Annotated in this window: 11 protein-coding genes; 2 read left to right on the forward strand and 9 right to left on the reverse strand. The window is 43.0% G+C overall.

Features of this window, described 5'->3' with window-relative positions:
* Window positions 1-19: 19 nt before the first annotated feature.
* From AC0VYV_RS21160 to AC0VYV_RS21170, 3 genes are all read right to left on the reverse strand, one after another.
* Window positions 20-874 carry a 3-hydroxybutyryl-CoA dehydrogenase gene (locus tag AC0VYV_RS21160; protein WP_475366161.1) on the reverse strand — a complete coding sequence of 285 codons (855 nt, stop codon included), beginning with the start codon at window positions 872-874 and terminating at the stop codon, window positions 20-22.
* Between the two features lie 14 nt (window positions 875-888).
* A complete protein-coding gene (locus AC0VYV_RS21165; protein ID WP_475374258.1) occupies window positions 889-2,067 on the reverse strand; it encodes an acetyl-CoA C-acetyltransferase in 1,179 nt (392 codons plus the stop codon).
* Between the two features lie 146 nt (window positions 2,068-2,213).
* Window positions 2,214-4,322 carry a (Fe-S)-binding protein gene (locus AC0VYV_RS21170; protein ID WP_283153329.1) on the reverse strand — a complete coding sequence of 703 codons (2,109 nt, stop codon included), beginning with the start codon at window positions 4,320-4,322 and terminating at the stop codon, window positions 2,214-2,216.
* 241 nt (window positions 4,323-4,563) lie between these two features.
* Here AC0VYV_RS21170 and cls point away from each other — a divergent pair, with 241 nt between their 5' ends.
* Entirely contained in the window at window positions 4,564-5,751 is a 1,188-nt protein-coding gene (gene cls / locus AC0VYV_RS21175; protein ID WP_475366163.1) for a cardiolipin synthase, read from the forward strand.
* Window positions 5,752-5,837: 86 nt separating this feature from the next.
* On the forward strand, window positions 5,838-6,794 hold the full coding sequence (uvsE, locus tag AC0VYV_RS21180; RefSeq protein WP_283153327.1) for a UV DNA damage repair endonuclease UvsE: 957 nt from the start codon (window positions 5,838-5,840) through the stop codon (window positions 6,792-6,794).
* A 41-nt stretch (window positions 6,795-6,835) separates the two neighbouring features.
* On the opposite strand, the gene AC0VYV_RS21185 is transcribed toward uvsE, so the two are convergent.
* The 6 genes from AC0VYV_RS21185 to bacA all read right to left on the reverse strand — a co-directional run bounded on the left by AC0VYV_RS21185 (window position 6,836) and on the right by bacA (window position 12,280).
* A complete protein-coding gene (locus AC0VYV_RS21185; protein ID WP_194218349.1) occupies window positions 6,836-7,006 on the reverse strand; it encodes a XapX domain-containing protein in 171 nt (56 codons plus the stop codon).
* A gap of 158 nt (window positions 7,007-7,164) precedes the next feature.
* On the reverse strand, window positions 7,165-8,826 hold the full coding sequence (gene argS, locus AC0VYV_RS21190) for an arginine--tRNA ligase (protein WP_475366165.1): 1,662 nt from the start codon (window positions 8,824-8,826) through the stop codon (window positions 7,165-7,167).
* Complete coding sequence (locus AC0VYV_RS21195) at window positions 8,823-9,251, reverse strand: YwiB family protein (protein ID WP_194218347.1); 429 nt, start codon at window positions 9,249-9,251, stop codon at window positions 8,823-8,825. The genes argS and AC0VYV_RS21195 overlap by 4 nt, the downstream gene beginning before the upstream one ends.
* Before the next feature lie 332 nt (window positions 9,252-9,583).
* Window positions 9,584-10,462: an agmatinase gene (speB, locus tag AC0VYV_RS21200; protein ID WP_475374909.1), complete on the reverse strand. Its 879-nt coding sequence runs from the start codon at window positions 10,460-10,462 to the stop codon at window positions 9,584-9,586.
* A 2-nt stretch (window positions 10,463-10,464) separates the two neighbouring features.
* Entirely contained in the window at window positions 10,465-11,292 is an 828-nt protein-coding gene (gene speE, locus AC0VYV_RS21205; protein ID WP_226615764.1) for a polyamine aminopropyltransferase, read from the reverse strand.
* A 205-nt stretch (window positions 11,293-11,497) separates the two neighbouring features.
* On the reverse strand, window positions 11,498-12,280 hold the full coding sequence (gene bacA, locus AC0VYV_RS21210; RefSeq protein WP_475373083.1) for an undecaprenyl-diphosphate phosphatase: 783 nt from the start codon (window positions 12,278-12,280) through the stop codon (window positions 11,498-11,500).
* Window positions 12,281-12,387 lie beyond the last annotated feature (107 nt).

Raw genomic sequence — 12,387 nt, forward strand, 5'->3', positions numbered from 1 at the left:
CTCGTTCCTCCTCGTGGTGTTAATCCTGGTATTGGTAGAAGCCTCTTCCTGTCTTACGTCCGAGCCAGCCAGCTTTTACATATTTACGTAATAGCGGACATGGGCGGTATTTATCATCGCCGAATCCTTCTTGAAGCGTTTCCATAATATAAAGACACGTATCAAGACCGATAAAATCTGCGAGAGTTAATGGTCCCATTGGATGATTCATGCCGAGCTTCATCACGCTATCGATATCCTCAGGGGATGCCACACCTTCATAAACGGTGTAGATCGCTTCGTTGATCATTGGCATCAAAATTCGGTTGGAAACAAATCCTGGGAAGTCGTTTACTTCAACCGCTGTCTTACCGAGATCCATCGCTAGCTTTTCAACGGCCTGGTAGCTTTCGTCTGTTGTTGCTAGACCGCGAATAATTTCAACAAGCTTCATGACAGGCACCGGATTCATAAAGTGCATACCAATCACTTTCTCAGGGCGCTTTGTTGATGCTGCAATTTCCGTAATTGGGAGAGAGGATGTATTCGTTGCAAGAAGCGTATGATCTTGCGCAATTTCATCCAGCCGTGCGAAAAGGTTACACTTCACTTCCATGTTCTCAACAGCTGCTTCAATGACGATGTCTACATGCTTTGCATCCTGCAGATCTGTCGTCGCTCTCAAACGTTCCATCGTTCCGCTTAGATCTTCCTGCGTAATCCGCTCTTTGGAAACTTGTTTCGAGAGGTTTTTCTCAATTCTCTCAAGTCCTTTATCAAGAAACTCCTGCTTCAAATCATTTAAATAAACTGTATAGCCAGAAGCTGCACACACCTGTGCAATTCCAGCTCCCATTTGTCCTGCACCAATCACCATAATTGTTTTTATTTCCATCATCATGCTCCCTTCTATACCTGAACCATAATAGCGTCGCCTTGACCACCGCCGCTGCAGATCGCTGCTATTCCGATGCCACCGCCGCGTCGCTTCAATTCATAAATAAGTGTTATTAAAATGCGTGCACCACTTGCTCCAATTGGATGACCAAGCGCCACTGCACCACCGTGCACATTGACCTTTTCTTCATCGAGTGAGGCAATTTTTCCGCTCGTTAGCGCTACAGCTGCGAACGCTTCATTGATTTCAAATAGATCAATTTCTTCAATTGATTTTCCTGTTTTCTTCAATAGCTCATTGATCACGAGACCCGGCGTCTTAGGAAAATCCTTTGCTTCAACAGCAATTGCTGTATGAGAAAGAATTGTGGCCATGACTTCTTTGCCTTCTTTTGAAGCACGTTCTTCAGACATAAGGACAAGCGCCCCAGCTCCATCATTTACACCTGGTGCATTCCCAGCTGTAATCGTTCCGTCGGCACCGAAGACTGGCTTTAGCTTTCCTAACTGCTCCTCTGTTGTGCCTTTTCTAGGTGCTTCATCATGTTCAACGACGAGAGGATCTCCTTTTCGCTGTGGCACGTTAACAGGGATAATTTCTTCTGCAAAAATCCCCGATTCCATCGCTTTCACAGCACGCTCCTGACTTCTTGTCGCCCAGCGATCCTGCTCTTCTCTAGAAATCTCATACTCTTCCGCTGTCGTGTTTCCATAAACGCCCATGTGACAACCATCAAACGAGCCCGTTAAGCCATCATGCACCATGAGATCAACCACTTGTTTGTCGCCCATTCGCATGCCCCAGCGCGCGTCCTTCATGATGTATGGGGCGTTGCTCATCGATTCCATTCCGCCGGCAACAATGACTTCTTCATCACCAGAGCGAATGATTTGATCAGCGAGCGTCACGCTACGAAGACCTGAAGCGCATACTTTGTTAATCGTTTCCGTCTTTACTTCCCAAGGAATACCAGCGTGTCTTGCTGCCTGACGAGATGGAATTTGACCTTGACCACCTTGAAGGACAGACCCCATAATCACTTCTCCTACATCCGCAGGATCAATTCCAGCGCGAACCAAAGCTTCTTTAATCGCTGTTCCACCAAGCTTAGATGCTTCTATTGATTTAAGAGCCCCACCAAATTTTCCAAACGGCGTTCTCACACCGCTAACAATGACCGTTTTGCCCACAAAAACCTCTCCTCTCATTTTTGAAAACGCTACCATAATTGATTAAATTGCGACTGAACGCTCGCTCACCTTACCGACAAAGTAACAAAGGAAAGAGCTCATGCCGGTCGTAAAAACCAGCATAAGCTAACCCTTTGCCAAACAGTCTATTGGAGAACAGTTTCTTTTTGAACAATGGAGCGTTCTAAAATCTCGACAATATCTAGTGTTGCTACTTCTTCTTCTACTTCCTTCGCTTTCGTACCATCACTCATCATCGTTAAGCAGTAAGGACACGCACTTCCGATAACGGATGGCTTCACGCTAAGTGCCTGTTCCGTTCTCGTTACGTTAATGCGAGATCCTGTATCTTCTTCCGTCCACATCAAACCGCCGCCTGCGCCACAGCACATACCATTTTCGCGGTTGCGGTCCATCTCGATCACTTCAACGCCTGGAATACTGCGAAGAATTTCACGTGGTGGATCGTATACTTCGTTGTAACGTCCGAGATAACAGGAATCATGATACGTGATTCTCTCGTTTACTTCGTGTTTCGGCTTCAGTTTTCCTTCTTTGATCCAGTCATACAATAATTCGGTATGGTGATAAACCTCTGCTTCAAGTCCAAACTCAGGATACTCATTTTTAAGTGAGTTATAAGCATGAGGGTCGATTGTAACGATTTTTGAAATATTATGCTTTTGGAACGTTTCAATATTTTTCTGTGCAAGATCCTGGAACAAGAACTCGTTTCCTACACGTCGTGGCGTATCGCCAGAATTCTTTTCTTTGTTACCAAGAATAGCGAACGAAATGCCAGCTTCATTCATGATCTTCGCAAAGGAAGCGGCAATCTTCTGGCTACGATTATCGTAAGAGCCCATCGAGCCAACCCAGAAGAGATATTCGAATTCTTCGCCTGCTTTTTCTTTTTCTTTTACTGTTGGAACAACGATATCATCACGCATATCGCGCCAGTTCTCACGCTCTTTACGGCTAATCCCCCACGGGTTGCCCTGACGTTCGATGTTCGTAATCGCACGCTGTACATCGCTATCCATCTTCCCTTCCATTAAGACAAGGTGACGACGCATATCGATGATTTTATCAACGTGCTCGTTCTCAACTGGACATTGATCTTCACAGTTACGGCACGTTGTACAAGCCCAAATTTCTTCTTCTGTAATCACGTTACCAATTAATCCATCGCTCACAAGCCCTTCAGCTGCTGCAGCTGTTTCCTGCTGAGCACGTGATTGATAAGCAATTTGATTTCCTGCTGTGTTAGAAAATGCATATGCAGGAACCCACGGCGTTCTTGATGTAACGGCTGCGCCTTTTTCTGTCAGGTGATCACGAAGCTTAACGATCAAATCCATCGGAGAAAGGATTTTTCCTGTTGCCGTTGCTGGACACATATTCGTACAGCGTCCACATTCCACACAGGCATACAAATCAACAAGCTGCTTCTGATTGAAATCTTCAATCGTATTCACGCCGTAAGTTTCTTGACTTTCATCTTCAAAGTTAATAGATGCAAGCTGCCCTACTTTGTTTGTACGACCCAAGAAAACGTTGACTGGTCCTGCAATTAAGTGAGCGTGCTTGGATTGCGGTACATACACCATGAACGTAAGAAGCACGAGCAGGTGAATCCACCAGAAAAAGAAGAATAGCGCAATCGCTGCTGTTTCATTAATCCATGAGAATAAGAAAGCAATTCCCGAAGCAACTGGCGCACTCCAAGAATAACCAGCATCATGCCAGATAATTTCCATACCGCCTGCAAAAAGAACGGATATCATTAAAAGTCCAATGAACAATAGTACAAGTCCCGCTTTAAAACCTTTCTTTAAACGAGCGATCGCCTCAATATAGCGACGGTAGAATGCCCATACAACTGCTGTTAAAATCATTAGCGTCACGAGCTCCTGGAAAAACGTAAACGCTGGGTAAAGCGGTCCAAGAGGAAGATGTGACCCCGGTGATAAACCTTTCACAATCATATCGATTGCACCGAATTGAACGAGAAGGAAACCGTAGAACATCATCACATGGATGGTTCCACTCTTCTTATCTTTAAGTAATTTCTTTTGCCCAAACACTTTGACTACAATAGCTTCTAGTCGTTCTTTCATGGAATGATCAAATTCTGCTTTCTTTCCAAGCTTAATGTATTCATATCGAGTCTTCACAACATACCCAAACAAGAAGAACGCGTAAGCGGTTACAAGAATGAAAGCAATCCAGTTAGCGATCAATAAAACATCCATGCTGGCAAACCTCTCCTTTCGTGTCATTCCTTCTTAGCCGCTTCGTGATGCTTGAACAAAGATGCTCCCCGACAGTTCAAACAATTTATGAAAACGCTTTTAAGTCAGAATGAAAGTAATTTTCTGACTTCAGTATAACACATAAATAACTGAATGAGCATTCAGTCAGAGATTTTTTTTTACTTTTTTTAAGTTTAGGACAAACTAAGTCAACAGTAACTATTGAAAGGAGGGGAAAATCGTGGAGATCTTTTTAACAGTCCTACTCGCACTCATATTGTGGTTAATAACCGACCTTCATACAGGCAATAAGAAAAGAAAACTCGCTCCTTCCTCTTCACGTCAAAAAATGACGGGAAACCTGACTTTCATTAATGATGGAGATGATTTTTTTAGAGCACTAATAAATGATATTGATGCTGCAGTCTATCAAATTCATATGATGTTTTATATTTTTCGAGATGACGCCACGGGACATATGGTTATCGAGCATCTTTGTCAAAAAGCAACCTCTGGCGTCTCTGTCTATTTACTCGTGGACTATGGAGGTAGTCACAGCTTAAAGAAAACCACCATAAGAAAAATGACCTCCTGTGGCATCGTTTTTTCCTATTCCAGAAAAATTTCTTTCCCTCGATTTTTCACTTCCATAAATGAGCGTAATCATCGAAAAATCACTGTTATTGATGGAGAGATTGGCTATGTTGGTGGCTTTAACGTGGGAAACGAATATGTAGGGAAGGATCCTAAGTTTGGATATTGGCGAGACTATCACCTTCGCGTGACTGGCGAAGCCGTTCAAGGACTTCAAGATCAATTTTTCCTTGATTGGGAAGAGAGTCACTCCCCTATTAATAAGGATAACGTTTATATACCGCCGCTTGAAACAGGTCAGCATAAAGTCTCGTTTCATATTACGAATGGTAATAGTGTAGAGGAAGCTTTTGCCTCCTATATTGATAAAGCTACAACATCTATTATCATTGGCTCCCCCTATTACATTCCAGGACAAACTGTTCAAACAAGCCTGCTACGCGCCCTGAAATGCGGTATTAAAGTCCAGGTTATTTTGCCAATGCGTGCCGACCATCCTCTCGTAAAAGAAGCTTCATATGATTACCTCGTTGAACTGATTCGTGCCGGTGGAGAAGTTTATCAATATATGAACGGCTTCTACCACGCTAAAGTTATGATCATTGATGAGACATTGTGTGACATTGGTACAGCGAATTTTGATCAACGAAGCTTCCACATTAATGGCGAAATCAACTGTATTATTAGCACTCCTTCTCTCATCGTTGAAATCAAAGAAGCGATCCAAAAAGACATTCTTCAATGTGAACGTCTCGACTTGAAGAGGCTTCAAGATCGAACGATCGGAAACCGAGTGCTTGCTCCACTAGCAAGACTCTTCAGTCCGTTTCTTTAAAAAGTTCGATGTGCTTTCCTTTGTTTCAATTCGCTTGCACAGGGAAAGAAATGACCAGCCCTTTTTTTGAAAGGAGACCACTTATTATGAAGCTCAGATTTGGATATGTATCAAACGCACTTGCGTTGCACGAAGCTTCACCGGCGCGTACAATGACTTTTTCCACCTGGTCAAAGCTTTCTGAAGAAGAACGTTCAGAGAAGCTTCATACAATTACAGAAACGAATTTAAAGAGTACGTTACGTGCGCTGCACTACAATATTGCACATGAAATTGATTTGTATCGTATGTCTTCTTCCATTGTTCCGCTTGCGACGCATCCTGAAGCAAAGTGGGATTACATTACGCCTTTCCGTGACATGTTTGAAGAGATCGGTGAGCTTGTTCAAAAGCACCGCCTTCGTGTGAGCTTTCATCCGAACCAATTCACTCTTTTTACAAGTCCAAAACAACACGTAACGGACAATGCTATAGGTGACTTGGACTATCATGTTGCTATGCTAGATGCGATGGGACTAGACTCTCGCTCCATCGTTAATATACATATTGGTGGAGCTTACGGAGATAAAGAGGAAACCCTTAAGCGTTTTTACGCGAATTTTGATTCCATTCCTTCTCATCTTCGCTCGCATGTGACGCTTGAAAATGATGATAAAACATACAATGCGAAAGAAACGCTCGAGGCATGTGAGCAAACAGGCGTCCCGTTTATTTTCGATTACCATCATCATCTTGCGAATCCAGGCGACGGACTACCTGAGCGCTTTTTTGAACGCGTTCATGAAACATGGAAGCCAAAAGGACTTCTACCGAAATACCACCTTTCCTCTCCCAAATCTGCTAGCGCCTACCGGAGTCATGCAGATTATGTGGACAGTGAGTTTGCCATTCCATTTATAGACATGTTGAAAGAATACGGAGAAGATGCTGACATCATGATTGAAGCAAAGAAAAAAGACCTCGCAGCTCTGCAGCTTGTCGACGATCTTTCAGCGATACGTGGCGTCAAAAGACTTAGTGGAGGTTCTGTATTATGGAAATAAAAAATTATTTCGCTATCGATGCAGCTATCAAAAATCTCAATTTACAGTGACCAGAACCCTGATAACCATTCATACGCCTTAAATCCAAGGTATATCCCAACAATCCCAGCAATGCCTGCGAATGCAGGTGGAGCTGGGATGGGTAGCTTCAAAAACGCAAAAATTAACCCGACCAAAAATCCTGTTAATGTTGCAATCAAAACTGTCTTCATCACATCACCCCTTTTTTAAAGTATGACCGAATGACCGATTCATTATAAAAAATGTGAACGTGTAAGAGTTTTTAACCTACGAAATTAGTTTAAAATTAATCAACGTATCATTCGCATAAATAAAAAAATCCTATCGCTCATGCGATAGGATTTTTTTATTACATTTTCTCTGGTGCAGTTACGCCAATGATTTCAAGGGTGTTTTGAATCGTTTGACGAACGGCTTTCATAAGTTTGAAACGAGCCGCACTTTTCGCAAGATCTTCTGGATCAAGAACTCGTTCAGCATTGTAGAAGCTGTGTAGTGCTTGAGCAAGTTCAAATGAATAGTTTGTAATGCGATGCGTCATACGCTTATCCGCTGCTTCCGCAATCGCTTCAGGCAATTCACCGAGCTTCTTAAGAAGGTCCATTTCTTTCTCAGATGTAATGAGAGATAGATCCGCATCTTCTGTTAGCCCCATCTCTTCTCCCTGACGAAGAATACTGCATACGCGAGCGTGCGCATATTGCACGTAATACACAGGGTTTTCATTCGAGCGTGATACGGCAAGGTCCATATCAAAATCAAGGTGAGAATCTGAGCTGCGCATTGAGAAGAAATAGCGCATTGCATCGATACCGACTTCATCCATCAATTCACGAAGCGTAACAGCTTTACCTGTTCGCTTACTCATCTTCATTTTTTCACCATCTTTAAAGAGGTTCACCATTTGAATAATTTCCACTTCTAGCTGCTCACGCTTATAACCAAGTGCTTCGATTGCCGCTTTCATTCTTGGAATATAGCCGTGGTGGTCAGCTCCCCAAATGTTAATCAGCTTATCGAATCCACGAGAAAGTTTATCTTGGTGGTAAGCAATATCCGGAGTTAGATACGTATAAGAACCATCGCCTTTAATCAAGACGCGATCTTTGTCATCGCCGTAAGTAGTCGAGCGGAACCACGTAGCACCGTCCTGCTCAAATGTTTCACCGCGTTCATTTAGCTTCGCAAGAACATCATCGATTTTGCTTGATTGATAAAGAGAAGTCTCAGAGAACCAGACATCGAATTCAACACCAAATTCTTTCAAATCCTTCTTTAGCTTCTCAAGCTCGCGCTCAAGACCGTACTCGCGGAAGTAAGCATAGCGCTCTTTCTCATCGAGTTGAAGTAGACGGTCGCCTTCCTTCTCGACAAGATCTTTCCCGAACTGAACGATATCCTGACCTTGATAGCCATCTTCAGGCATGTCCTTTTCTTTTCCAAGTGCTTGCATGTAGCGAGCTTCAAGAGAAACCGTTAAATTATGAATCTGGTTCCCAGCGTCATTGATGTAATATTCACGCGAAACATCATAACCGGCACGATCAAGCACATTACAAAGCGTATCACCTACAGCCGCTCCTCGTGCATGACCAAGGTGCAGGCTTCCAGTCGGGTTCGCTGAAACGAACTCTACTTGGATTTTTTCATTCTTGTCTGCAGATCGGCCATAGTTGTTTCCTTTATCAAGAATCGTTGGAATGAGCTCTGTTAAATAAGCAGTATCCATAAAAAAGTTAATAAACCCAGGACCAGCGATATCAATCTGCTTAATCCCTGCTTTTGTCATATCAAGATTTGCTTTAAGATCCTTAGCAATAGCTCTCGGCGCTTTTTTCGCGATACGAGCAAGCTGCATCGCCATGTTCGTCGCATAGTCACCGTGAGCCTTGTCTTTAGGTGATTCCAAAATCACTTCCGGCATTTCACTCTCTGATGCAAGACTAGCCTTTAATACGGCCTGCTTGATTTCTTCTTTTAGCTGTTCTTTCTTTTGTTCCACACTGTTCATTGACTTGCTCCTTTCCAGCTTAGCGACAGTTCGTGTCGCTGCGTTTCATCTTCCTCGAGGTTAAGCAAATAGCGAAGCGTTAGGCGTCCTTTGTGCTTCTCCTTGTCCACCAATTGCTCAATTCGTTCCGTCCGAATTTGCATCGGCATCGATCCGAACGGTGTTTTATATAGAGATTCTGACACTTGTCCTGGCGCAAATTGCTGACGCATCGATAGCGCTCCTCTTCGAATCACGGTCACTTGCTCTTTATCTATTTTAACAGTAGTTGAAACCTTGCCAATCTCAAGGCTTTCTTCATAGCGTAAATAAAGCGCCTCTCCCTTTTCAACGAGGTTTCCCTGCACGGAATAGTTTGTAGATTCTTTTTCTTTTCCCGATTGGATACGGGAATCAATGGTTATTTCAATCGGATGATCACTCATCACTTCACGTCCTTACTAAATCATTAACTTTCTTATTATAAGAAAAGCGGCAGCGCCTTGTCCACCCCCGACCAGCTTAAGGCGACTCTCAATGTGACGTTCTTTGTCACAATGAGGGGCGACTTAAGACCTCGAGGGGGTAGGCGCTGAAGCTAGATCATCAGAAGCGGAAGCGCCTTGTCCACCCCAGCTCATTTTCTGTGTTGATTTTTAGCTCATATATACAGTGTGAAACTAAGGTTTCACTCGAATAAGCTAAAAGTCGCGCACGGAACATACAGAGCATCCAAACAAAAAAAGACTGTATTCAAAATGAATACAGCCTCTCTGGATTATTTTTTGTGAGTCCAGCCGAGAAGCATTTCACGGATAAATTTACTAGCCGCAATCGGCGTTTGTTCGGATGGGTCATAAGCTGGTGCAACTTCAACAAGATCCGTACCAACGACGTTTATTTCAGAACCAGCAATGGCTGAGATCGCCTCAAGCAACTCTTTGGATGTGATCCCACCTGCTTCAGCTGTGCCTGTCCCAGGCGCATGAGCAGGGTCAAGAACATCGATATCAATCGTTACATACACATTGCGTCCTTTAAGCGTTGGTAGGACTTTTTTAAGTGGTTCTGCTACTTCAAATTTGTCCATGTGCATACCGGATTCTTTGGCGAATTGAAACTCTTCACGCATACCAGAACGAATGCCGAATGAGTATACGTTCTCAGCACCAATCAATCCACAAATTTTACGAACAGGTGTGGAGTGAGAAAGAGACTCTCCTTCATACTCTTCACGCAAATCCGCGTGTGCATCGATATGGATCAACGCAAGATCATCGTATTTTTTGTGAAAAGCTTTTAGAATGGGCCACGTTACAAGGTGCTCCCCACCCATACCAAGTGGGAATTTTCCCGCTTCAAGCAACGAATCAAGATATTCTTCAATCATATCAATGCTTCGCTGAGGATTACCGAATGGAAGTGGAATATCTCCTGCATCGAAATAACGAATTTCTTCAAGATGACGATCTGCATAAGGACTATATTCTTCAAGTCCTAATGAAGCCTCTCGAATGCGTCCTGGCCCAAAGCGAGATCCGGGACGAAAACTAACTGTCCAGTCCATTGGCATACCATAGATAACCACATTACTTTCGTCGAAGGATGGGTTACTTAGAATAAACACGTTACCTGAATAAGCTTCATCGAATTTCATGCTCATTTTACAAGGTCCTGTACGAATTTCGGAAGTGCGAAGCAAGCATTGTGAAGCTCTTTCGTATAGTACTTAGTCTCAATCTCGTGGAAGCGACTTTCAGGTACTTCAAGCGGATCATTCTTTTTAGATCCAATCGTAAACGTCCACAGGCCACTCGGGTAAGTTGGAATGTTCGCTGTGTATACGCGCGTAATCGGGAAGATTTCTCTTACATCTTTTGATACTTGCGTAATTAAGTCCGCTTTAAACCAAGGGTTGTCCGTCTGTGCAACGAAAATACCATCTTCTTTTAGTGCTTTTGAAATGCCTTCATAGAAGCCACGTTCAAAAAGCTTTGCAGCTGGTCCTACCGGCTCAGTGGAATCAACCATGATCACGTCATACTCGCCTTCGCTTTTCGCGATATGCATAAAGCCATCATCAACAAGAACCTCAACACGCTCGTCATCTAGCGCTCCTGCGATAGTAGGCAAGTACTTTTTCGAATACTCGATCACTTTGCCATCGATTTCAACAAGCGTTGCTTTTTCAACAGATGGATGCTTCAATACTTCACGAATAACGCCTCCATCACCGCCACCAACAACAAGAACGTGTTTTGGGTTTGGATGTGTGAAAAGGGGCACGTGTGCGACCATCTCATGGTAAACAAACTCATCCTTCTCCGTTGTCATAACCATACCGTCGAGTACGAGCATGTTACCGAATTCTTCTGTTTCAATCATATCAAGACGCTGAAAGTCCGTTTGTTCCGTATGCAGCGTCTGCTTAATTTTCGCCGTAATGCCGAAGCGTTCCGTTTGTTTCTCTGTGTACCATAATTCCATGTAAACCACTCCTCTATGTCATTGCTACACTAAGTCCGTTCCCGAACCACATAGGTCCAAACACCATTAGTATGTAGCAAAAAAATGTATCTAAGCATTCTTAAAGTACAAGAAAAGTATAGTCGACTCTGTGTAAAAAGCAAGAGAATTTTATACTTTCAACTGTCGGCTCAAAAAGTTATTTAAGTGAACGACTCTATTAACACTAAAATAAAATCATCCAAACAAAAAAAGCAAGCACAAATCTGTAAATCGCAAAAGGGATGAGACGGACGCGTTCAATGAATTTAATAAATGTTACAATAGCCAAAAGCGCCACTAAAAAGGCTGTTAAAAAGCCTGTTAGGAACACAGGAATGTCGGATACAGATAAATACTGATAACTTTGCAATAAATCATATCCACTCGCCGCCACCATCATTGGTACAGCTAGAATAAATGAAAATTCAGCAGCTGTTTTATGAGTTGTTCCGAGCAAGACGCCGCCTGAAATCGTTGCACCTGACCTTGAAAATCCAGGCCAGAGAGCAAGACATTGAAATACTCCAATAGAAAAAGCCTGCTTCCATGTTAATTCATCCAGGCTCGAGCTAATTGGCGCCTCCTTCTTTAAGTCAGCTACGATCATTAACACGCCACCAATCACAAGTCCGATCACAACCGTGTAAGGGGAGAAAAGATAACTTTTAATAAAGCTATGAAGAAGAAATCCTGCTACGACAGCTGGAATCATTCCAAGCATAAGATGAATCAGGGTTAATCCTTTTCTCTCGCTATTTGGTGATAATAAATCCGCAAATCGATGCCGATACATCACGACCACAGCTAAAATAGAGCCAAGCTGAATCACAATCTCAAATGTTTTTGCCCGTTCACCAGTAAAACCAAGCCAATATCCCGTTAAAATCAAATGACCTGTAGATGAAACGGGCAGAAATTCCGTTATCCCTTCTACAATTCCAAGGATAATCGCAATCATCATCTCCATACTCTTCTCTCCCTGCTCTCAGTAACATTCATTATAGTTCATCCTATTCAAAAGCTGGACAAATATTTTCCCTTGTTCATCTGAAGAAACGCATTCGCCCATTCTAG

It is taken from the genome of Anaerobacillus sp. QJM3NY_17, assembly GCF_056173665.1.